General features: G+C 70.5%; 19 protein-coding genes. 5 read left to right on the forward strand and 14 right to left on the reverse strand.

Going from position 1 to position 21,165, the window contains the following annotated elements; translation table 11 throughout:
• Positions 1–9 precede the first annotated feature (9 nt).
• From ACFVAE_RS18085 to ACFVAE_RS18095, 3 genes are all read right to left on the reverse strand, one after another.
• Positions 10–1,425, reverse strand: coding sequence for a DHA2 family efflux MFS transporter permease subunit (locus ACFVAE_RS18085; protein WP_378895413.1), 1,416 nt, complete (start codon positions 1,423–1,425; stop codon positions 10–12).
• A 149-nt stretch (positions 1,426–1,574) separates the two neighbouring features.
• On the reverse strand, positions 1,575–2,201 hold the full coding sequence (locus tag ACFVAE_RS18090) for a PadR family transcriptional regulator (RefSeq protein ID WP_378895313.1): 627 nt from the start codon (positions 2,199–2,201) through the stop codon (positions 1,575–1,577).
• A gap of 62 nt (positions 2,202–2,263) precedes the next feature.
• Positions 2,264–2,827 (reverse strand): GNAT family N-acetyltransferase, encoded by a 564-nt coding sequence (locus ACFVAE_RS18095; protein ID WP_378895316.1) that lies wholly within the window; start codon positions 2,825–2,827, stop codon positions 2,264–2,266.
• A gap of 52 nt (positions 2,828–2,879) precedes the next feature.
• On the opposite strand from ACFVAE_RS18095, the gene ACFVAE_RS18100 reads away from it, so the two are divergent.
• Entirely contained in the window at positions 2,880–3,740 is an 861-nt protein-coding gene (locus tag ACFVAE_RS18100; RefSeq protein ID WP_378895319.1) for a phosphoribosylaminoimidazolesuccinocarboxamide synthase, read from the forward strand.
• A gap of 93 nt (positions 3,741–3,833) precedes the next feature.
• Positions 3,834–5,195 (forward strand): uracil-xanthine permease family protein, encoded by a 1,362-nt coding sequence (locus tag ACFVAE_RS18105; RefSeq protein ID WP_378895322.1) that lies wholly within the window; start codon positions 3,834–3,836, stop codon positions 5,193–5,195.
• A 214-nt stretch (positions 5,196–5,409) separates the two neighbouring features.
• On the opposite strand, the gene ACFVAE_RS18110 is transcribed toward ACFVAE_RS18105, so the two are convergent.
• The 7 genes from ACFVAE_RS18110 to ACFVAE_RS18140 all read right to left on the reverse strand — a co-directional run bounded on the left by ACFVAE_RS18110 (position 5,410) and on the right by ACFVAE_RS18140 (position 13,168).
• Positions 5,410–6,057, reverse strand: a complete 648-nt coding sequence (locus ACFVAE_RS18110; protein ID WP_378895324.1) for a TetR/AcrR family transcriptional regulator — start codon at positions 6,055–6,057, stop codon at positions 5,410–5,412.
• Positions 6,058–6,354: 297 nt separating this feature from the next.
• Positions 6,355–7,002 (reverse strand): NAD(P)-dependent oxidoreductase, encoded by a 648-nt coding sequence (locus tag ACFVAE_RS18115; protein ID WP_378895327.1) that lies wholly within the window; start codon positions 7,000–7,002, stop codon positions 6,355–6,357.
• Between the two features lie 25 nt (positions 7,003–7,027).
• The gene (locus tag ACFVAE_RS18120; protein WP_378895330.1) at positions 7,028–8,737 is read right to left on the reverse strand and encodes an acetyl/propionyl/methylcrotonyl-CoA carboxylase subunit alpha; all 1,710 of its coding nucleotides are present in this window, start codon (positions 8,735–8,737) and stop codon (positions 7,028–7,030) included.
• Complete coding sequence (locus tag ACFVAE_RS18125; protein WP_378895333.1) at positions 8,734–10,320, reverse strand: carboxyltransferase domain-containing protein; 1,587 nt, start codon at positions 10,318–10,320, stop codon at positions 8,734–8,736. Before ACFVAE_RS18125 ends, ACFVAE_RS18120 begins: the two co-directional genes overlap by 4 nt.
• Positions 10,320–11,120 (reverse strand): putative hydro-lyase, encoded by an 801-nt coding sequence (locus ACFVAE_RS18130; protein WP_378895336.1) that lies wholly within the window; start codon positions 11,118–11,120, stop codon positions 10,320–10,322. The genes ACFVAE_RS18125 and ACFVAE_RS18130 overlap by 1 nt, the downstream gene beginning before the upstream one ends.
• A gap of 1 nt (position 11,121) precedes the next feature.
• Positions 11,122–11,886, reverse strand: a complete 765-nt coding sequence (locus ACFVAE_RS18135; RefSeq protein WP_378895339.1) for a LamB/YcsF family protein — start codon at positions 11,884–11,886, stop codon at positions 11,122–11,124.
• 4 nt (positions 11,887–11,890) lie between these two features.
• Entirely contained in the window at positions 11,891–13,168 is a 1,278-nt protein-coding gene (locus ACFVAE_RS18140) for an NRAMP family divalent metal transporter (protein WP_378895341.1), read from the reverse strand.
• 109 nt (positions 13,169–13,277) lie between these two features.
• Between ACFVAE_RS18140 and ACFVAE_RS18145 the strand changes: the two genes are divergently transcribed.
• Positions 13,278–13,916: a GntR family transcriptional regulator gene (locus ACFVAE_RS18145; RefSeq protein ID WP_378895344.1), complete on the forward strand. Its 639-nt coding sequence runs from the start codon at positions 13,278–13,280 to the stop codon at positions 13,914–13,916.
• A 168-nt stretch (positions 13,917–14,084) separates the two neighbouring features.
• The gene (locus tag ACFVAE_RS18150; RefSeq protein WP_378895347.1) at positions 14,085–15,650 is read left to right on the forward strand and encodes a hypothetical protein; all 1,566 of its coding nucleotides are present in this window, start codon (positions 14,085–14,087) and stop codon (positions 15,648–15,650) included.
• Between the two features lie 49 nt (positions 15,651–15,699).
• Here the strand turns inward: ACFVAE_RS18150 and ACFVAE_RS18155 are convergent, their stop codons facing one another.
• The gene (locus tag ACFVAE_RS18155; RefSeq protein WP_378895350.1) at positions 15,700–16,326 is read right to left on the reverse strand and encodes a response regulator; all 627 of its coding nucleotides are present in this window, start codon (positions 16,324–16,326) and stop codon (positions 15,700–15,702) included.
• A complete protein-coding gene (locus ACFVAE_RS18160) occupies positions 16,323–17,564 on the reverse strand; it encodes a sensor histidine kinase (RefSeq protein ID WP_378895353.1) in 1,242 nt (413 codons plus the stop codon). Before ACFVAE_RS18160 ends, ACFVAE_RS18155 begins: the two co-directional genes overlap by 4 nt.
• Before the next feature lie 222 nt (positions 17,565–17,786).
• Between ACFVAE_RS18160 and ACFVAE_RS18165 the strand changes: the two genes are divergently transcribed.
• On the forward strand, positions 17,787–18,599 hold the full coding sequence (locus ACFVAE_RS18165) for a peptidase M16 (protein WP_378895355.1): 813 nt from the start codon (positions 17,787–17,789) through the stop codon (positions 18,597–18,599).
• 114 nt (positions 18,600–18,713) lie between these two features.
• On the opposite strand, the gene ACFVAE_RS18170 is transcribed toward ACFVAE_RS18165, so the two are convergent.
• Positions 18,714–19,709: a LacI family DNA-binding transcriptional regulator gene (locus ACFVAE_RS18170; RefSeq protein WP_378895358.1), complete on the reverse strand. Its 996-nt coding sequence runs from the start codon at positions 19,707–19,709 to the stop codon at positions 18,714–18,716.
• 29 nt (positions 19,710–19,738) lie between these two features.
• On the reverse strand, positions 19,739–21,160 hold the full coding sequence (locus tag ACFVAE_RS18175) for a GH1 family beta-glucosidase (RefSeq protein WP_378895361.1): 1,422 nt from the start codon (positions 21,158–21,160) through the stop codon (positions 19,739–19,741).
• Positions 21,161–21,165 lie beyond the last annotated feature (5 nt).

Here is a 21,165-nt window from a genome sequence, read left to right on the forward strand (position 1 = left end):
GTGTGCCGCTCAGCGCAGCTCGTCCTCCGGCTTCGGCGTGTACTTGCCGAGGAAGAGGGATGCCACCAGTGCCACCGCCATGATCGACGCGGGCAGCAGCATGGTCTGCGCCATGCCTGTGGAGAAGCCCGTGGCGACGAAGTCGGGCAGCTGTCCGCCCCCGCCGATCCCGGCCGGGGCCTTGTCGAGACCCGGCAGGTTCGCCTCGAGGCGCGCCTGCATGAACGCGGCGATCGCCGACGAGCCGACCACCGAGCCGATGGTGCGGGTGGTGTTGTAGATGCCCGCGCCGGCGCCGGCCTGGCGCGGAGGCAGGCGGCGGGTCGCCGTGGTGGCCAGCGGCCCCCACATGCCGGCGTTGCCGATGCCCATCAGAGCAGAGGGCAGCAGGAACATCCAGATCGGCGTGTCCATGTTCATCAGCGACGCGTTCCAGAGCAGACCACCGGCGACGCAGAGCAGACCGGGGATCAGGATGAACCGCGGGTCGACCTTGTCGAGCAGCGAACCGGCGAACGGCGCCAGCACACCCGAGATGACGGCCATCGGCACCATCAGCAGGGCCGCCTCGGTCGGGGTCAGCCCGCGTGCCAGCTGCAGGAAGAACATGAACGGCAGCGACATGCCGGTCACGGTGAATCCGACCGCGGCGATCGCGACGTTGGATGCCGAGAAGTTGCGGTCGCGGAACAGGCCCAGCGGCACCAGCGGCTCGCTCTTGGTCTTCCACTGCTGCAGCACGAAGACGATCAGCAGGACGACGCCCACGGCGATCATGCCCCACACGGTGATCGGCCCGCTGATCACGCCCCAGTCGTACTTCTCGCCCTCCTGCAGGCCGAACACGATGAGGAACAGCGCGACGGCGCTGAGCACGACACCGACGAGGTCGAAGCGGTGCGGATGCGTCTTCAGCCGGGGCACCAGGATGACGGCGAGCACGAAGCCGATGATGCCCACCGGCACGTTGATGAAGAAGATCCACTCCCATCCGAGGCCGTCGACGAGGAAGCCGCCCAGCAGCGGGCCGACCAGGGTGGCCACACCGGCGGTCGCGCCCCACAGGCCCATCGCCGCACCGCGACGCTCGGGCGGGAACGTGCGGGTGATCACGGCCATGGTCTGCGGCGTCATGAATGCCGCGCCGAGACCCTGCACCGCACGGAAGATGATCAGCATCTCGAGGCTGGTCGACAGACCGCAGGCGAGGGACGACAGCGTGAAGATCACCAGACCGATCAGGTAGATGTTCTTCGGGCCGAACCGGTCGCCGAGGCGGCCGGTGATCAGCAGCGGCACCGCGTACGCGAGCAGGTAGGCGCTGGTGACCCACACGACGTTGTCGAGGTTGTTGGTGTCGGGGTCGAGGGCGGCCTTGATGGCGGGGTTCGCCACGGAGACGATCGTCGTGTCGACCAGGATCATGAAGAATCCGATGACCAGTGCCCAGAGGGCGGGCCAGGGGCTGCGCGGCTTGTGGCCGACGGCGTAGGTGCCGGTCGTCGGCGTTCCCGCCTTCGGCGCGCCGGTGGTCGCGGATGCCGCGGCATCCGTTCCCGGCGGAGTCATGTCTGTCATTCGGATGCTGCCTTTCGCTGGGCCGCCTTGGCGGCGCGATGTCGGGTGGAGAGCTCGTCGTCTCCCCAGGCGTAGGAGGCGTCCGCGAGCGCGTCGAGGAAGCCGTCCGTCCAGGTCAGTTCGGCGCGCAGCAGGGCAGCGTGCCGATCGGCCTCGATGAGGTACTGGGCCAGGACGCCGCGCTCGCTGGCGGTGTCCAGGGCGGTGTCGATCGTCTCGCTCTGCAGGGCGAGAGCGGCCCGTCGCGCAGTGATGAGGTCGGTGACCTCTGCACGAGACAGGTTGTGCGCCTCTGCGAGCGCGACGCGGAACTCGGGCGAGCGGTCCGTGCGCGAGAGCCCCGCGCGCACCCACTCCTCGAGCACCTCGGATGCCGCGGGCTGCAGCGTGTACGTGGTGCGCTCCGGTCGGTTGCCGTCGCGGTCCACGCCCACCTCGGCGATGAGCCCCTCCCGTTCGAGGCGCCCGACCGTGTGGTAGAAGGTGCCGTTCGTGACCTTGACCATGCGGTCGTCGCGGCGCTGTCGCAGCAGACGCATCATCTCGTAGGGATGCATGTCGCCCTCGCGCAGCAGCGCGAGCACCATCGCGCCCAGTGGCGTGAGCTTCACATCAGCCGCCATATATCCCACCTCGATTAGTCCAAGTGGACTATACCATCCCGACCACCCGCACGTGAGGCCGATCAGCGCAGCGCGGTCTCCCGCTGCGCGTCGGTGAGCGGCCGATCCGCGTAGATCAGCCGCATCACAGAGGGGTCGGGGTTTCCGGCATCCGGTGCGCGGTGCACGAGCGAGAACCCGACCTTCTCGGCGACCGCGGCCGAGGCGGTGTTGTGCTCGACGAGGAAGGCGATGATCGGCGTCTGCGGGCGCAGGTTCCGCGCCGCCGCGATGCCGGCGCGCGAGACCTCGGTGGCGTAGCCGCGACGATGATGGTCGGCCGAGATCCGATAGCCGAGGTTCCAGACGTCCGCGTTCTCGGATGCTCCTGCGAGCAGCGTGACCCCTCCGGTGCCGATCACCTCGCCGGTCTCGCGCAGCCGCACGATCCACGACGCGAGCCCCACCTCGTCCCAGCGCTCCTGCCAGCGGGTCAGCATGTGCGCGGTCGTCGCGCGCTCGACGTGCCGGAGCGTGGGGAAGTGCTCCCAGACCCGCGGATCGGAGAAGATCTCGTGGATCGGATCGGTGTCGGCATCGGTCGGGCGGCGCAGGATCAGGCGGTCGGTGAGTCTCTCGTCAGGCATCGGCACCGACACTACGCTCGGGCACCGACGTCGGTAGTGCGAAGATGGTCGCGTGAGCGAAGCACTGAGCATCCCCGGCTGGCGGCATCTCTACTCGGGCAAGGTCCGCGACCTGTACGCCTCGGACGACCCGGGCGACACGCGCCGGCTGATGGTCGCCTCCGACCGGGTGAGCGCCTTCGACTTCATGCTCTCCCCCGCAATCCCGCAGAAGGGCACGCTGCTCACCACGCTGAGCAACTGGTGGTTCGACCAGCTGGACTTCCCTAATCACCTCGTCGAGGGCGATGTGCCCGAAGAGGTCGCCGGCCGCGCGATCCTCGCGCAGTCGCTCGAGATGCTGCCCATCGAGTGCGTCGTGCGCGGCTACCTCACCGGCTCCGGCTGGGCCGAGTACACCGAGCAGGGCACCGTCTGCGGCATCCCGCTGCCGGCCGGCCTGCAGGACGGCGACCGCCTGCCCGAGCCGCTGTTCACCCCCGCCTATAAGGCGCCGATGGGCGAGCACGACGAGAACATCTCCTTCGAGCGCGCCGCCGAGATCGTCGGACCCGAGCGCGCCGCGCAGCTGCGCGACGTGTCGCTCGCGATCTACCGCCGCGCGGCGGAGATCGCAGAGGCCAGGGGCCTGATCCTGGCGGACACGAAGTTCGAGTTCGGCACGGATTCCGAGGGCACACTGCGCCTCGCCGATGAGGTGCTCACCAGCGACTCGTCGCGGTACTGGGATGCCGAGGCCTGGCGCACCGGCACGACGCCGGCCGAGCGGATGGCCAGCTTCGACAAGCAGATCGTGCGCAACTGGCTGGCCGCCAACTGGGACAAGCAGGGCGAGCCGCCGATGCTGCCGAAGGACATCGTCGAGCAGACCGCCGCCCGCTACCGCGAGCTGATCGACCGCCTCACGAAGTAGCCGCGGCGTCCCGCATGCCCCGGAGGCTCCCGGGTGGCGGAGGCGAACCGATAGTGTTTCCCCAGCCTCCACCCCTACCCCCGAGGAGCCCGCATGCCGCTGTGGAAGATCCACGGCAACGGCCGCACTGTCGCGCCCGACGCCGTCGTCCGTCCTGATGAGCGCCTGAACTGGCCCGCCACCATCGCGATCGGCGTGCAGCACGTCGTCGCGATGTTCGGCGCCACGTTCCTGGTGCCGATCCTCACCGGATTCCCGGTGCCGACCACGCTGCTGTTCAGCGGTGTCGGCACGATCCTCTTCCTTCTGATCACTCGCAACAAGCTGCCCAGCTACCTGGGCTCCTCATTCGCGTTCATCGCGCCGGTCACGGCCGCGACCGCGGTCGGCGGAACCGGCTCGGCTCTCGCCGGCATCGTCGCGGTCGGCGTGCTCCTGGCGATCATCGGTGTGGTCGTGCACACCGCCGGCGTCGCCTGGGTCGACCGGTTCCTGCCGCCGGTGCTGGCCGGCACGATCGTCGCGCTGATCGGGTTCAACCTGGCCGGTGCCGCGCACAACAACTTCGCCGTGTCGCCGATCACCGCAACGGTCACGCTGACGCTGACCATCCTCTTCGCCGTGGTGTTCCGCGGCTTCCTGGGCCGCATCTCGATCTTCCTCGGCGTGATCGCGGGCTACGCGTTCGCCGCCTTCCGCGGCGAGCTGAACATCCCGAACCCGCTGCTGGGCGACAAGACGCCGCTGCAGCTGATCGATGATGCGCCGTGGATCGGCTTCCCCGACTTCCAGTTCCCGAACTTCGTCGAGCCGAGCACCTGGTCGGCCATGGCGATGTTCCTGCCCGTCGTGCTGGTGCTGATCGCCGAGAACGTCGGGCACGTGCGCGGCGTCGCCACCATGGTGAACGACCCGAAGATCAATGAGAACACCGGCAAGGCGCTGATCGCCGACGGCATCTCGACCACCCTGGCCGGCTTCTTCGGCGGTTCGGGCACGACGACCTACGGCGAGAACATCGGCGTGATGGCATCCACCCGCGTCTACTCGACCGCGGCGTACTGGGTCGCCGGCATCACCGCCATCCTGCTGAGCATGTCGCCGAAGTTCGGTGCCGTCATCAACTCGGTGCCCGCCGGCGTGCTCGGCGGCGTGACCACCGCGCTGTACGGCCTGATCGGCGTGATCGGCGTGAAGATCTGGGTCGACAACAAGGTCGACTTCTCGCGCCCGGTCAACCAGTACACGGCGGCGGTCGCACTGATCGTCGCGGTCGGCGGCTTCGCGATCCAGGGCGAGAACGGCTTCGAGCTGGGCGGCATCGTGATCGCGACCGTCGCCGCGATCATCATCTACCACGGCGGCAACGCGATCGCCCGGCTGCGCAAGACGGGCGCCGACGACCCGAAGCCACTCGCCGCGGTCGGCCCGATCGGTGGCGATCCGGAGGAATGATCGGATGCCCGAAGGGCGGCGCTCCTCTCGGAGGCGCCGCCCTTCGTCATTCGTGCTGCTCGCGGCCCGCGCGAGAACACGACGCCGTGCGAGAACAGGAGATCGCTCCAGAACAGGACAGAACTCGCAGGATCCCCCTGTTCTCGCGCGTTCTCGTGTTCCCGAACAACGCGGACGCCGCGCGACGCCCGACTGCGGCCGTGCCTCAGCGCGCCTATGCGTCGATCGCTCGCAGTGCGACCTGCGGCGGGTCGGACGCCACGAAGGGCAGCGGCTCCACCGGATCGCCGAGACCGTACATCCGATGCAGCCAGCGGCGCGCTGCCTGCAGCGGATACGTCTTGCCATACACCGCGCGCTTGACGATGACGCCCTCGACCACGCTGCGCAGCATGACCTCTTCGAGCGCCGGATCGGATGCCCCGCGCTCGCGGAAGAGGTCCTGCATGAGCCCGCCGGCGGCGAGCACCGCGTCGAGGTTGCGCTGCTCGGACTCGGCGTAGATGCGATGCGTGGCGGGCAGGATCGACAGCCCCAGCGTGATGCGCTGCTGCGGCAGGGTCTGGTCGGCGCCGATCAGGAACATGTCGATGACCATGCGCAGGCGGTCGTCCGCGCCCTCGTCTCCGAACGCCAGCGCCGTCATCTTCTCGAAGTAGGCGTCGAGCACGGCACCGACGAGCTGCTCCTTGCCGCCGTAGTAGTAGTTGATCAGGCCCTGGGCGACACCCGCCTGACGGGCGACCTCGGCCAGGCTCGCCTCGTGGTAGCCCTTTTCCCCGAACACCTGGAAGGCGGCTTGCAGGATGCTGGCCTGCGAACGCTCGCGCGCCTCGCGGTTCTGCTCTGCAGAACGCGGCATCCTCAGCCTCCTTCCGATGTCAGATCGACTGCTCCCCATTGTCCCCGACTGATGCTATCTTGTTGATTGGTTGAACCCTCAATCAACAAGTCAATGGGCGGCGATGGGGATCGCCGTCCGACCGTTCCGAAGCCGGCCGACACCCGAAGGCCCCGCGTCGATGAGCGGTGAAACTCTCCGCAGTCGTTTCGGCGTGTCAACTGCGAGGGGGCTGCGGCACTCGGGGGATCTGCCGCAGCAACCGGGAGGAGGGGAGGGGGATGGGGAGTCCAGCCCCCCTCCTCCCGAAACTCCCGCTCAGGAGGCCTGCGGCACCGACAGCACCAGGAGCCGCCGCCCGAACGTCGCCGGATCGTCGATGACGCGCAGCATCACCGCAGCGACATCCGCCCGCTCGGTGTGCGGCCAGCGCGGCGCCGGGCGCCCTGCCGCACCGTCCGCGACCAGCGGGTGGGCCGTGGCCGGGCCGTCACCGAGCAGTCCCGGGTGGATCGTCGTCCACTCCAGGCCACTGCCGACGAGCAGACTCTCGCCGGCGACATGGTCGCGGAACGGGGCGATGAGTGCTGTCCTGACGACGAGCCGGTAGGGGAAGCGCGTGGAGGCGAGCGTCTCCCCCACGCCCAGCGCGGAGAGCACGATGATCCGCCTGACCCCTGCTGCGCGGCATGCCGAGATCGCCGTCCGCATGGCGGTCCGCATCACCGGAGCGTTCGGATGCGTGGCCTTCACGCCGAGCGCCACGATCACGGCGTCGCAGCCGGCCAACGCCGCGGTCATCGCGCCGAGGTCGTCCAGCTCCCCCGCGACCGCATGCACGCCGTCGGAGCGGACGACCGCCTCCGGACGGCGCGCGTAGGCGACGATCTCGTACCCGGCGGCGAGCGCCGCCGAGGCGACGGCACGGCCGGTCCTGCCGGTCGCTCCGAGCACGGCGATGCGCATGTCCATCCCTCCTCGGAGTCCGACGTTACGCGATCGTGGCGAGCAGCCCGTCCGGCGGCAGCACCGCGCCCACCTCCATGCGGTGCGCGATGGTCCCGCCACGATGCGCGGTCACCTGCGTCTCCATCTTCATGGCGTCCAGCACCGCGACAGCGTCGCCCTCGGCGACATCCGCACCGTCGTCGACCAGCCAGCGCACGAGGGTGCCCGGCGACGGAGCGCGCAGCTCGGCCGGGTTCGGCCCCTCCGCCGGAGCGGATGCCGCCGCGCCGGCGAATCCGGACAGCAGGGCCCTCGGCAGGCCGAGCATCACGCGGCGACCGTCGACCTCGACGGGGAAGCGCGCCAGCCCGGCATCCTCGACCGGCGCGGGCCGCAGCTGCGGCTCGAGGCGTGGCAGCAGCACCTGCTCGATCCACTGCGTGTGCACCGCGAAGCCGTCGGTGGAGAACTCGGCGGCATCCACGGCGAGGCGGTCGAATCCGACCACGGTCGCCGGGCCCTCGACGTGCAGTTCGCGCAGCGCTCGGCGCGCGCGGACGAGCGCCGCCTCGCGCGAGTCCGCGTAGATGATCAGCTTTGCGATCATCGAGTCGAACGCGGGCTGCACCGTGTCGCCCGCCTCCACGCCGGAGTCCCACCGCACGCCGGGACCGCCGGGGATGCGCAGCGTATCGATGCGCGCGGGGCTGGGCAGGAATCCCCGCCCCGGATCCTCGGCGTTGATGCGGAACTCGAAGGCGTGGCCCAGCGGCCGCGGAGTCTCTCCGAGCGAGGGCCCGTCACCGAACGCGATGCGGAACTGCTCGCGCACCAGGTCGACGCCCGTGACCTCCTCGGTCACGGGGTGCTCGACCTGCAGGCGCGTGTTCACCTCGAGGAACGAGATGGTGCCGTCGGCGGCGAGCAGGAACTCGACCGTACCGGCGCTGCGGTACCCGGCCTCCGCACAGATCAGCCGTGCCGCCTCGTGGATGCGCTCGCGCTGCTCGTCGGTGAGCCCGGGCGCCGGAGCCTCCTCGATGAGCTTCTGGTTGCGCCGCTGCATCGAGCAGTCCCGGTCGCCCACGACGACGACCCCGCCGCGTCCGTCACCGAGCACCTGCACCTCGACGTGCCTGGGCGACTCGAGGAACCGCTCGACGAAGCACTCCCCCCGCCCGAAGGCGACGATCGCCTCGCGGGTGGCGGCGTCGAACGCGTCCGCCACCTCGTCCAGCTCGCGGACCACCTTGAGCCCGCGGCCGCCGCCGCCGAACGCGGCCTTGATCGCGATCGGCAGGCCGTGCTCCTCGGCGAAGGCGACCGCCTCGGCGGGACCCTCGAGCGGGTGGTCGGTGCCGGCGGCGAGCGGCGCGCCGACCTTCTGCGCGATGCGGCGAGCGGTCATCTTGTCGCCGAGCGCGTCGATGCTCGCAGGCGACGGTCCGATCCAGACCAGACCGGCGTCCTCGACGGCGCGCGCGAACGCGGCGCTCTCGGACAGGAAGCCGTAGCCGGGATGCACGGCGTCGGCACCCGAGGCCCGGGCGGCTGCGAGGAGAGCGTCGATCGACAGGTATGTCGACGAGGCGGTGGAGCCCCCCAGTCCCACCGCCTCGTCGGCCAGACGCACGTGCAGTGCGTCGGCGTCCTGGTCGGCGTACACCGCGATCGAGGCGTAGCCGGCCTCGGTGCATGCGCGGATGACGCGCACGGCGATCTCGCCGCGGTTCGCGATCAGGATCCTCTTCATGATGGGGTCCCTTCCCTCATGGTCGTCTGCAGAACCCGGAACCGCACCCGCGCCCCGGGCGGGAGCTGTCCGGCGATGTCGAGATCGCGGTCGATGACGGCGCCGATGATCGGATAGCCGCCGGTGAGCGGGTGGTCGGGCAGGAACAGCACGGGCTGTCCGTCCGGCGGCACCTGGATCGCCCCGGTCACGGCGCCCTCGCTGGGCAGCTCGCCATCGACGGCCCGCTCCAGCGGCGTCTCACCGTGCAGGCGGATGCCGACGCGGTCGGATCGCGGCGTGACATCCCACTCCTGGCCGGTGAGGGCGTCGAGCGCCTCGGCCGTGAACCAGTCGTCACGGGGACCGAGCACGATGCGCAGCTCGACGGCCTCGCCGGCGGCGGGCAGTTCGCGGGCCAGCGGCTCGGGATCGACCGGATGCGGGGCCGTGTGCGGATCGCCCACGGCGACGACGTCGCCCCCGCCCAGCGGCGCGGGACCGAGCCCCGCGAGGGTGTCGGATGCCGCGCTGCCGAGCGCCGGCGGACTCAGGATGCCGCCGCGCACGGCGAGCGCGTACCGCAGTCCGCGGTCCGGATGCGCGAGCCGCAGCTCGTCCCCCTCGTCGAGTGCGAACGGGGCGCCGGGGCGGATGCCACGTTCCATGCCGTCCGCGGCATACAGCGTCATCCCGCCGGAAGCACCGGCGATCGCGGCGACGGTGGGGACACCGCGATAGCGCAGCGCCGCTCCCCCGACGATCTCCAGCACAGCGGCATCCGCCGCGTTGCCGACGGCGCGGTTGGCATCGCGCATGGCCGTGCGGTCGGCGGCGCCGGAGGCGGAGACGCCGAGTGCGGCGTGGCCCGGACGCCCGAGATCCTGCACGAGCAGCTGCAGGGCAGGGCGGACGATCTCGAGGGTGCTGCCCGGTGGGCGTCCTTCGTCTCGTCGCTGCGCTCCTCGCTCAGGAGCCGGGGCAGCCGCCACGACCTCGCGCTCCGCGCGCTCGAACCGCACCAGAGTCCCCGGGGAGAACAGCGCCGGCGGATCACGGTCGATGTCCCACATCACCGCGTCCGTGCGGCCGATCAGCTGCCAGCCGCCGGGGCTCTCCCGCGGGTACACGCCGGTGAAGTGCCCGGCGAGAGCGACCGATCCGGCGGGCACTCGCGTGCGCGGCGACGACCGCCGCGGCACGTCGAAGATCGGATCCGAGCCGACCGTGTACCCGAATCCGGGGGCGAAGCCCGAGAACGCCACCTGCCACTCCGCGGCGAGATGCCGGGCGACGACCTCATCGGCAGAGACGCCGAGAAGACCCGCGACGTCGACGAGGTCCTCGCCGTCGTAGCGAACGGGGATCGTCACCTCCCCGACATGCGGCACGTGTGCGGCATCCACCGTCGTGGACGAGAGCACGGCGGCCAGAGAGGCGGCGTTCACGAGCACCGGGTCGAAGCGCACCAGCACGGTACGCGCGCCCGGGATGAGCTCGACGACGCCGGGTGTCCCCGCCCACGCCAGATTCAGCCGCATGGCCTCGTCGAGGTCGGCGGCCTCGACGAGCAGCGCCCGGTCGGAAGCGGTGAGGATGCGCATCAGACCACGTACTCCGCATCGGGGATGTCGGTGAGGAACATGTAGCCGGGCGCGTGGGTCACCGCGAACGGCGGCTTCGACGCCATGATCGCGGCCTGCGGGGTCACGCCGCACGCCCAGAACACCGGGATCTCGCCGTCGCGCACCTCCGGGGCATCCCCGAAATCGGGACGGGACAGGTCGGCGATGCCCAGCGAGGCCGGGTCGCCGATGTGCACGGGCGCGCCGTGCACGGCCGGCGTGCGCCCGGAGATCTGCACGGCGTCGGCGACGCGGGACGCCGGGATCGGGCGCATCGACACGACCATCTCGCCGCGCAGGCGGCCCGCCGGCTCGCAGTCGATCGATGTGCGGTACATCGGCACGTTCCGGCCCAGCTCCTGGTGCCGGATCGGGATTCCGGCCTCGGCCAGGCCGGTCTCGAACGTGAAGCTGCATCCGATCAGGAAGGCGACGAGATCCGGATGCTCGTCCCATGCGCCCCGGGCGTCGGACACCTCCTCGGCCAGCTCACCGTCGCGCCAGATGCGGTACCGACCGATGTCGGTGCGGATGTCGCTGCCGGGTGCGAGTCGCGACTCCACCGCGCCCTGCTCGATCACCTCGAGCACAGGGCACGGCTTCGGGTTCCGCTGCGCGTAGAGCAGGGTCTCGAACGCCCAGTCCGCGGGGACCGCGATGAGGTTCGCCTGTGTCAGCCCGGCGGCGACGCCGCTGGTCGGCTCGGCGAGACCCTCGCGATACGCGCGACGGGCGCTGCGGACGGCTTCGAGCTGGGTGGGAGTGGCGACGACGGTCATGTCACGCTCCGGCGAACGGCGCGATCGTCACGCCGGAGGCCTCCAGCAGACGGCGGGTCTCGGCCGCCATCGCGATCGACCCCTCGCTGTCGCCGTGCACGCAGATCGACTGTGCCTCCACGCGCACGTCGGTGCCGTCGACGGCCCGGATGACCCCGGACTCGGCGAGGCGCAGCATCCGCTCGGCGACGGCACTCGCGTCGTGCAGCACGGAGCCCTCCTCAGTGCGCGACACCAGCTGCCCGTCGGGCAGGTAGGCGCGGTCGGCGAACGCCTCGGCCGCAACCTGCAGTCCCGCGCGCTCGGCGACGTCGAGCACGACACCGCCGGCGAGGCCGAGCAGCACCAGGCTCGGATCGATCGCGCGGATCGCCGCCACGACGTCCTTCGCCTGCCGCTCGTCGCGGGCGATCGTGTTGTACAGGGCGCCGTGGGGCTTGACGTAGGCGACGGCTCCGCCGACCGCCTTCGTCAGGCCGGCGAGGGCGCCGAGCTGGTACTCCACGTGCGCCTGCAGCGTGGCGGAGTCGATGTCGACCTTCGTGCGGCCGAAGTTCTCGTAGTCGCGGTATCCGGGGTGTGCACCGATCGTGACGCCGTGTGCGACGGCCGCCGCGAGCGTGCGCCGGATGCCCTCCGGGCTGCCGGCATGGAACCCGCACGACACGTTCGCGCTGGTGACGATCGCGAGCATGCTCTCGTCGTCCGACACGACACGGTCGGGCACGTTCTCGCCGAGGTCCGAGTTCAGGTCGATGGATGCCATGTTCCTATGCTCCTATCCCGAGGAAAGCGAAGATCGGGCCGATGGACACGGCACCCATGTACCAGGTGAGAGCGGTGACCAGCGTGCCGGCGATGAGCAGCCAGCGCGGGTACCGCTTCACGCTGAGCAGGTCCGCGCGGAACCACCCGATGTACATGAACACCGTGAGCCCGATCGGCAGGATCAGTCCGTTGAAGCCTCCCACGAACACCAGGATCGCGGCCGGCGCTGTGCCGATCAGCAGGTACACGATCAGCGAGACGACGATGAAGACCACGGTCGCCCACTGCAGCGACCAGCCGCCGAGGAAGCGCTTGTGGAACGTGGAGAGGAACGTCGCCGAGGTGTAGGCGGCGCCGATGACGGAGCTGATCGCGGCGGCCCAGAAGATCGCGCCGAAGATGCGCATGCCGGCGTCGCCGAGCACGGCGCCGAACGCCTGGCCCGCGGGGTTGGCCGCCTGCGTGGTCAGGTCGAGGGTGACGCCGGATGCCACGACGCCGAGGATCGCGAGGAACAGCACGTACCGCATGATGCCGGTGACGAAGATGCCGTTCGATGCCGCCCGCATCACCGGGCCGGCGTGCTCGGGGCCGGTGTTGCCGGAGTCGAGGTACCGGTGCGCGCCGGAGTACGTGATGTAGCCGCCGACGGTGCCGCCGACGATCGTGGTGATCGTGGCGAAGTTGATGGTGTCGGGGAGGAAGGTCTGGCGCAGCGCATCTCCGACCGGCGGCTGCGCGATGAACGCGACGATGACGGTCATCACGATCATGCCGATGCCGAGGATGACGAGCACGATGTCCATCACCTTCCCGGCCTTCTTGATGAGGAAGATCGCGATGGCGATCGCCGCGGTGACCAGGCCGCCGAGCTTCGGGTCGATGCCGAGCAGCGCGTTCAGACCGAGCCCGCCACCGGCGATGTTGCCGATGTTGAACGCCAGGCCGCCGATGATCACCAGTACGGCGATCACGTGGCCGGAGAACGGGATGGCGCTGTTCGCGAGCTCGCCGGCGCGCTTGCCGGACGAGGTGATCATGCGCCACACGTTCAACTGCACGGCGATGTCGATGATCACCGAGATGAGGATCGCGAAGGCGAAGGAGGCGCCGAGGGTCGCGGTGAACGTGGCGGTCTGAGTGATGAATCCGGGGCCGATGGCGCTGGTGGCCATCAGGAAGATCGCTCCGATGACGGCGCTGCGGCCGACGCGCTTCTTGGTCGCGGCCAGGCGTGCAGCGTCTTCGGTGCTCGCGGGAGTGCGGGGGGAGTCGGACATGGGGATCCCATCGTCTTTGGTGGGCGGTCAGGGGTTCTCCCGATTGTAGGGCAAGGAAAGATTGATTGTTGAACAATATTTCTCCTCGCTCGACGCATACCCTGGATCCATGACCAACGCGGCTCCGCTCGCCGACGTACTGCGGCAGAGCATCATCGACGGCGACTTCGCGCCAGGCTCGCGGCTGTCCGAGGCCGCGCTCGCCGAGCGCCTCGATGTGTCGCGGAACACGCTGCGCGAGGCCTTCCGGGTACTCGCCGAGCAGGGCCTCATCGAACACGTGCCGCACCGCGGGGTCTCCGTCGCGTCGCCCTCGATGGCCGACGTGGTCGACATCTACCGTGCCCGCCGCGTGATCGAGTGCGCGGCACTGCAGCAGGCGGAGCCCGAGCATCCGGCCGTCGAACTCATGCGCGCGGCCGTGGACGCCGCCGAGTCGCATCTGGCCGGCACCGACTGGCGCCTGATCGGCAGCGCGAACATGGCCTTCCACGACGCGATCGTCGCTCTGGCGGACAGCCCTCGCCTTGCGCGCACCTATCGCGACGTGGCCGCCGAACTGCGCCTGGCGTTCCTCGAGATCGACGATCCGCGCGCCCTGCACGAGCCGTTCGTGCGGAAGAACCGCGCGGTGCTGGACGCGTTCCTGCAGCGCGGCCCCGAGGCGGCCGCGGAGGAGCTCGAGCAGTACCTGATCCGTTCCGAGCGCACCGTGCTCGGCGCGTTCGCCCGGATGGGCAAGAACTGATCGGTTCCCGACAGTGGTGAACAATCTTCTTGAAATTGTTCAACAATTCGCTACCGTGTTGAAGGTCAGAGCAGTCCCCTTCAACGCGGAAGGAAAACCATGCACGCCTCCCCTCCCCAGGAAGCGCCCCACTCGAGCGATCGGCCCCCGGCACGCGGACGCCGCCGCATGACCGCCGCCGCGCTGGGCCTCGCCGTGGCCCTCGGACCGATCGCCCTCCTCGCCGGAGCATCCGCCGCCCAGGCGTCGCCGGCCGACGAGGCTGGTCCGCGGTCCGTGACCGCGCTCATCCCCGCCGACCCCGACGTCTCGGCGGCGATCGCCTCACTCGCCCCGGACGGATGCACGGACGCCGCACTGCCGATCACCGTCGAGGAATCGCGCCTCACCGCGGTGCTCCCCGATGCCGCCGACCCCACCAGGCCGGCCGACCGCACCTTCGCCCGCACCATGGTCGAGGGCGGCGGCTTCGGCGACTGGACCTCGTCGTTCGCCGACCGCCTGTGCCGGACGAAGTCGCTCGCGCAGGCCACCGCGACCGCCGAGAAGCTGGGCTCGCAGCTCTGGCGGGAGGCGGTCACGCGCGCACAGTCACAGGGTGACGTCGCCGGCGACCTGCCCGCGAGTGACGACCGTCCGCTGTACTGGACCCGCATCGAGGCGATGGCCGTGCTGCATCAGTGGGACGCCACGTTCGGCCTCGACGCCGACCAGCGCACCGACCTGGTCGAGGCGTTCGACAAGGCCTCCCGCGGGATGAAGGACATCTCGTTCCCGCAGGGCAAGGGGGTCAAGCGGGTGCTCGTCAGCGGCTTCGACCCGTACACGCTCGACGGCGGCACCACCGGCCCCGCCGCGGGCACCGTGGGCAACAACATCCGGCACGGCAACCCGTCCGGCGCGACCGCCCTCTCCATCGACGGCACGAAGCACGTCGGCGCCGACGGCACTGTGGTGTTCTTCCAGGCCTACACGCTGCCGGTGAGCTATCCGGAGTTCGAGCGCGGCTATCTCGAGGACACTGTCGGCCCGCTCATGCAGGCCCGCAAGGGCGGCCTCGACGCGTCGATCACGGTCAGTCAGGCCGGCGGCTCACAGTTCAACCTGGAGCAGTGGAACGGCCGGTATCACGGGGTCACCGTGGGCAACGACCGGTATGCGCCCTGCCCGACAGTGGGCGGCGTGCCGCAGCTGGCGGTCGACAACATCGGCTGCAACACGCAGGTGGTGCAGCGCTGGGGCGGCGGCGACACGCTCACCGACCCGCCGCAGTGGACCTCGGCCACGCTGCCGATCGAGCAGATGATCGCGGCGAAGACCGGGTCGGACATCCCGCGCCCTCCGGGCGACACCTGGCCCGACGAGTCGGTCGCCTTCGGCGTGGTCTGGAACACGAACTACTCGTACTTCGCGGACTGCAGCTCGCCCGAGGTCACGAACGTCGATCAGCGCGAGACGGTCTACCCGCCGTCCTCCGCCCCGACCCCGCCGCCGGCGGACTCGTGCTCGCGCAACGGCGCAGGCGGCGCGTACCTCTCGAACGAGTCCGCGTACCGCAACACCCTGCTGCGCGACAGGCTCGGCCTCGACATCCCGGCCGGCCACATCCACACGCCGGGCATGCAGAACTTCGAGACCGACTTCGGCGTCAGCGACGACACCTTCGACGCCTGGCGCACGGCCATCGCCGCGCAGACCAGGCAGCTGATCCACGTGGTCGGCGAGAACAGCTGACCCGCTCCCGTCGCCTCCGGCTCCGCGCGGGCCGGGGGCGACGGCGTGCTCAGCGCCGGATGATGCGCTGCTCGATCGCCGCGGCGACCGCGCCGGCGCGGGTGTCGACGCCGAGCTTCGTGTAGATGTGCGAGAGGTGCGACTTGACCGTCGCCTCCGACACGAAGAGCACCTTCGCGAGTTCGCGGTTGCCCAGGCCGTCGGCCAGCAGCTCGAGCACCTCGACCTCACGCTCGGTCATGCGCGGCTCCGGCGAGGCCGCGCGGCGCATCAGCACGGCGGCGACCGAGGGCGCCAGCGCCGGCTGCCCTGCGGCGACCGCGCGGATGCCGGCGAACAACTGGTCAGGCGGGGAGTCCTTCAGCAGATAGCCGCCTGCGCCGGCATCGAGAGCGCGCAGGATGTCGGACTCGCTGTCATAGGTGGTCAGCACCAGCACCGCCGGCGGCTCGGCCAGCGCGCGCAGGCGGCCGGTGGCCTCGATCCCGCCTGGGCCCTCACCCATGCTGAGGTCCATCAGCACGACGTCCGGATGCTCCGCCTGCACGACCTCGACGGCCTGATCGGCATCGCCGGCCTCGCCGACCACGCGCAGGTCGTCCTGCGACTCGACCAGCGCGCGCAGGCCGGCGCGCACCACCGGATGGTCGTCCACCAGCACCAGACGCAGCGTCATCTCTCCCCCTCGTGCACCGGGAACACGGCGGACAGCGTCGTGCCCTCCCCCGGTGCGCTCTCGATCGTCAGGGTGCCGCCGAGCGCCGCGATGCGCTCCTCGATGCCCTGGATGCCCCGGCCACGGCCCGCGCTTCGTCGCTGCTGCGCGCGGGCACGCAGCGCCGCCGGGCGGGCGTCGAAGCCCACGCCGTCGTCACGGATGTCCAGCCGCAGCTCGTCCGGCTGTGCGGTCAGGCTCACCACCGTGCGCGTCGCCTTCGCATGCTCGGCGACGTTCGCGAGCGCGCCGCGCACGGTGCGGATGATCGCGGATGCCACGGGCAGCGGCACGTCGCCGGCCTCGCCGTGGCTGCGGAACTCGACCGCGAGGCCCTGCTGCGCAGCATCCGTCACGACCCGCTCGACGGCGACCCTCAGCGAGCCTGCGGTGCCGTCGAGCTCGGTGGGCGCGAGGTCGCGCACCACGCGGCGCACCTCGTCGAGGGCGGAGCGCGCGGTGTCGGCGGCGGCCCGCACCTGGTCGCGTGCGGCATCGGGGCGGCGCTCCCACCCCTGCTCGGCCGCCTGCAGCAGCAGGTTGATGCTGGAGAGGTCCTGCCCGACCGAGTCGTGGATCTCACGGGACAGCCGGGCCCGCTCGGTGAGCGCGCCGGCACGGTGCTGCGCGGCCGACAGGTCGGCCTGGGTCGAGGTCAACTCGTCGAGCAGCTGCTGGCGGGCGGTCGCCTCGCGATCCAGGGCGCGGTACGCCACGATCGTGGCGAACGCGATGCCGATGGGGCCGGCGACGATCGTCGGGTCGAACTGGGCGGCGATACGCAGCTCGGCGACGATCACGACCGCTGTCATCCCGGTGACGACGGCGGTGGCCGGCCAGAACGGCAGGATCTGCAGCACCGCGAACGCCAGCGGAACGGCGCACCAGGCGAACGACGGCGCGATCAGGGTGAGCACCGCCCACAGCACGCAGACGACGAGCGTCCACGCCGCCGGCCATGCGCCGCGACGGGGCACGAACCGCTGCAGCAGCGCGACGACCGCGAGCAGCACGGCCCCGGTCAGCACGATCGCCCCGGACGGGCCCCGCTCGGCCTCGCCGATCACGTGCCGCAGCACGTAGCGAACGGCGCTGACGGCGATCAGAACGATCAGCACCACCTGCAGCGCGGGTCCGAACCGGACCGGCGCGAGGATGCCGCGCACGCCGTCGCTCTCGGATGCCGCCGGTGTGGTCATGGCCACAGCCTACGGAGGCCGCGCCCCGCGCGGCATCATCCGTTCGGCTACGGATGCCGCGCTCCATGCATCCGAATTTATTTATTGACACTGTCCAAAAAGGCTCGCTACCTTGAGCGGGCTTCGGAGCACGCAGACGGCGCAAGGTCGCCCGTCCCGCGGATCCGTGGTCCGCTCGCCGACCTGGCGAGGGGTATTCGCTCACCCCAGAAGGAGCAGTGCATGCGATTCACCAGAACACTCGCGCTCGCCGCCACCGCGGCAGCCGCGATCAGCCTCGGCGCCGGTATCCCGGCCTCCGCCTCGGTCGAAGCCGACTCCGGCGCGCCCAGCTATCAGGAGTTCGCGTCCTCCACGTATCGCGATGTCGACGGCGGCTACGTCGTCAACGGCGACGAGCTGATCTCCACGCAGGGCGACCTGCGCGTGTTCTACAACAAGCTGGTCGGCCCCCAGACGCCGACCGACGGCCTCATCGTCAACACGGTGAACGGCGCGGACGACAAGTGGTCGCTCTCGCAGGTCGGCAACCTCACCTACTGCGTGAGCACGAAGTTCGGCGCCAGGCACGACGACATCGTCGCCGCCATGGCCAGCGGTGCCGGCCTCTGGGAGGCCGCCTCGTCGAAGATCGACTTCAAGTACGTGCCCAGCGCGGACGGCAACTGCACCACCCGCAACAAGTCGGTGCTGTTCTCCGTCGAGCCGGTGCAGACCTCGCAGTACATCGCCCGGGCGTTCTTCCCCAGCACGCCGGATCGCCAGATGAACGTGCTGGTCGACGACTCGATCTGGACCTCCGGCTCCTGGACGCCGACGAACATCCTCGGCCACGAGCTCGGACACACCCTCGGCTTCCGGCACGAGCACACCCGCCCCGAGTCGGGCACCTGCTTCGAGGACAACAACTGGCGTCCGCTCACGCCGTACGACTCGTCGTCGATCATGCATTACCCGCAGTGCAACGGCAGCTCGGACGACCTGTCCATGACGAGCACCGACCGCGCCGGCGTCGTCGCCCTCTACGGCAACTGACACCTCCGTCCGGTCGTTGAGCGAGGGAGCCTGCGACCGGGACGAGACGCCTTCAGGTCACCTGAGGCGTTTCGTCTCGCTCCTTCGTCGCTCGCTCAACGACCGGAATGCCGCTCAGGCGGATGCCCGGACGACGAGCTCCGTGGTGAGGACGGTGTGGTGCGGAGCATCCTCGCCGGCGAGTACATCGATCAGCACCGAGGCCATCGCCTCACCCTGCGCGAACATCGGCTGCCGCACCGTGGTCAGCGGCGGGTCGAGTTCGACGGCGACCTGCGAGTCGTCGAATCCGACCAGGGCGACGTCATCGGGCACGCGCAGGCCGGCCGCGCGCAGCACGCCGTAGGCACCGCGCGCCATCAGGTCGGATGCCACGAAGATCGCGTCCGGCGGCTGGGGCAGCTCGAGCAGTCGCCGCGCGGCCGCCGCGCCGGATGCCTCGGAGAAGTCCCCCGCCTCCTCGGCGACGGGTTCGAGCCCGGCATCCGCCAGCGCCTCGCGGAATCCCTGCAGGCGGTCGAAGGTCACCGGCATCGAGGGCGGTCCGGTGATGGTCGCGACCCGCCGGCTCCCGCGGTCGAGCAGCCGCTGGGTGCCCTGGCGGCCGCCCAGCACGTTGTCGACGTCGACGACGTAGTCCGTGTCGCGCTCGACGGCGCGGCGACCGCCGAACACGACGGGCACGGCCTCGGCGATGCGGTCGACGAAGGTGTCGCTGGTGTGGTGCGAGACGATCATCGCGGCATCCACACCGCCGTTGCGCACGAAGCTGGTCATCTTGTCGCCGGGGTCGTCGCTGGCGATCAGCAGGTTCAGGACGTAGTCGGACTTCGTGATCCTGGCGCTGATGCCTGCCACCACCGCCGCGAAGAACGGGTCGCCGAAGAACGTCGTGGTGTCCTCTGGCACGACCAGCGCGATCGCGTGCGTCTGCCTGCTGGCGAGCGTGCGCGCAGCGCGGTTGGGCACGTAGTTCAGCCGGCGGATGGCGTCCTGCACGGCCTCGAGCGCCTCAGGGCTCACCGCCGACGAGCCGTTCACCACCCGGGACACGGTCGATCGCGAGACGCCCGCCTCGGCAGCGACCTCTTCGATCGTCGGTCGTGCCATCCGGCGTCCTTCCCCCGTGCCCGCGCGACTCAGACCGCCCGCGCGGCGATGATCCGAGAGTACTCGTGCCCGGACTGCTTCACGGTGCGCTCCTGGGTGTCGTAGTCGACGCGGACGATGCCGAACCGCTTGTCGTAGCCCCACGCCCACTCGTAGTTGTCCATCAGCGACCAGTAGAAGTAGCCGCGCACATCGACGCCGGCCTCGATCGCGTCGAGCGTGGCGGCGACATGGTCGCGCACGAACGCGGTGCGCTCGTCGTCCCTCACCTCGCCGTCCTCGACGACGTCGTCGTAGGCGGCACCGTTCTCGGTGACGTACAGCGGCACGCCGTCGGCGTAGTCGGCGGCCACGCGCTGCAGCAGCCGGGTGAGCCCCTCGGGCTGCACCTCCCAGTCCATTCCGGTGCGCGGCAGTCCCCGCTCGACCCAGTGGATCCCGGCATCCGCGGGGAACGGCGACTTCGTCTGCCGCTGCTGCCCCTCGGTCTCATGCGGCCCGTTGGCCGGTCCGTCCTGCTGCGGATGCCCGGACAGCAGCTCGCCGTGGTAGTAGTTGATGCCCAGTGCGTCGAGCGGTGCGGAGATGATGTCCAGGTCGCCGTCGTGCACGGCGCCCTGCCAGCGGGCGATCGCGTCGGCATCGACTTCGCGGATGTCGCGGACGATGTCGCTCGGGTAGTCGCCCTCGAAGATCGGGTCGAGGAACCAGCGGTTGAACTGGCCGTCGATGCGGCGGGCCGCGTCGATGTCGACCGGATCGTCGACGTCGGCCGGGTCGGCGATGGTGAGGTTCAGGGTGATGCCGAGGTCGAGGTCGGCGTCGCGGGCGCGCAGCTCCTGCACGGTGCGGCCGTGTGCGAGCAGCAAGTGGTGCGCGGCGAGCAGGCCGTCGCCGATGTCGGTGCGGCCGGGCGCGTGCACACCCGCGGTGTAGGAGAGGAACGATGCGCACCACGGCTCGTTGAGGGTGGTCCAGGTCTTCACCCGGTCGCCGAGCGCGTCATGCATGGTGAGCGCGTAGTCGACGAAGCGGTCCACGGTGTCGCGGCTGGTCCAGCCCCCCTGCTCCTCGAGGGCCTGGGGCATGTCCCAGTGGTACAGCGTCAGCCAGGGCATGATGTCGTTCTCGAGCAGCTCGTCGACGAGCCTGCTGTAGAAGTCGACGCCCAGCGGGTTAGCCGCGCCGCCGTCGGGGCGCACCCGCGACCACGAGGTGGAGAACCGGTAGGTCTGCAGGCCGAGGCCCTTCATGAGCGCGACGTCCTGGGGCATCCGGTGGTAGTGATCGCAGGCGACGTCGCCGGTCTCGCCGTTGATGACGGCGCCGGGCACGCGGGCGAAGGCGTCCCAGATCGAGGCGGTGCGGCCGTCTTCGAATGCGGCGCCCTCGATCTGGTAGGCCGCGGTCGCGGCGCCGAACAGGAAACCGCCGGGGAACTCACGAGTCATACCTC

The sequence above is a fragment of the Microbacterium sp. NPDC057659 genome, assembly GCF_042799915.1.
In the GTDB taxonomy this organism is placed as follows: Bacteria; Actinomycetota; Actinomycetes; order Actinomycetales; family Microbacteriaceae; genus Microbacterium.

Bases quoted from the DNA above. Each gene is read 5' to 3' on its own strand.
- ACFVAE_RS18085 (WP_378895413.1), bottom strand. From the start codon at position 1,425: ATGATCCTGGTCGACACGACGATCGTCTCCGTGGCGAACCCCGCCATC.
- ACFVAE_RS18090 (WP_378895313.1), bottom strand. From the start codon at position 2,201: ATGGCGGCTGATGTGAAGCTCACGCCACTGGGCGCGATGGTGCTCGCG.
- ACFVAE_RS18095 (WP_378895316.1), bottom strand. From the start codon at position 2,827: ATGCCTGACGAGAGACTCACCGACCGCCTGATCCTGCGCCGCCCGACC.
- ACFVAE_RS18105 (WP_378895322.1), top strand. From the start codon at position 3,834: ATGCCGCTGTGGAAGATCCACGGCAACGGCCGCACTGTCGCGCCCGAC.
- ACFVAE_RS18110 (WP_378895324.1), bottom strand. From the start codon at position 6,057: ATGCCGCGTTCTGCAGAGCAGAACCGCGAGGCGCGCGAGCGTTCGCAG.
- ACFVAE_RS18115 (WP_378895327.1), bottom strand. From the start codon at position 7,002: ATGCGCATCGCCGTGCTCGGAGCGACCGGCAGGACCGGCCGTGCCGTC.
- ACFVAE_RS18120 (WP_378895330.1), bottom strand. From the start codon at position 8,737: ATGAAGAGGATCCTGATCGCGAACCGCGGCGAGATCGCCGTGCGCGTC.
- ACFVAE_RS18125 (WP_378895333.1), bottom strand. From the start codon at position 10,320: ATGCGCATCCTCACCGCTTCCGACCGGGCGCTGCTCGTCGAGGCCGCC.
- ACFVAE_RS18130 (WP_378895336.1), bottom strand. From the start codon at position 11,120: ATGACCGTCGTCGCCACTCCCACCCAGCTCGAAGCCGTCCGCAGCGCC.
- ACFVAE_RS18135 (WP_378895339.1), bottom strand. From the start codon at position 11,886: ATGGCATCCATCGACCTGAACTCGGACCTCGGCGAGAACGTGCCCGAC.
- ACFVAE_RS18140 (WP_378895341.1), bottom strand. From the start codon at position 13,168: ATGTCCGACTCCCCCCGCACTCCCGCGAGCACCGAAGACGCTGCACGC.
- ACFVAE_RS18145 (WP_378895344.1), top strand. From the start codon at position 13,278: ATGACCAACGCGGCTCCGCTCGCCGACGTACTGCGGCAGAGCATCATC.
- ACFVAE_RS18150 (WP_378895347.1), top strand. From the start codon at position 14,085: ATGACCGCCGCCGCGCTGGGCCTCGCCGTGGCCCTCGGACCGATCGCC.
- ACFVAE_RS18155 (WP_378895350.1), bottom strand. From the start codon at position 16,326: ATGACGCTGCGTCTGGTGCTGGTGGACGACCATCCGGTGGTGCGCGCC.
- ACFVAE_RS18160 (WP_378895353.1), bottom strand. From the start codon at position 17,564: ATGACCACACCGGCGGCATCCGAGAGCGACGGCGTGCGCGGCATCCTC.
- ACFVAE_RS18165 (WP_378895355.1), top strand. From the start codon at position 17,787: ATGCGATTCACCAGAACACTCGCGCTCGCCGCCACCGCGGCAGCCGCG.
- ACFVAE_RS18170 (WP_378895358.1), bottom strand. From the start codon at position 19,709: ATGGCACGACCGACGATCGAAGAGGTCGCTGCCGAGGCGGGCGTCTCG.
- ACFVAE_RS18175 (WP_378895361.1), bottom strand. From the start codon at position 21,160: ATGACTCGTGAGTTCCCCGGCGGTTTCCTGTTCGGCGCCGCGACCGCG.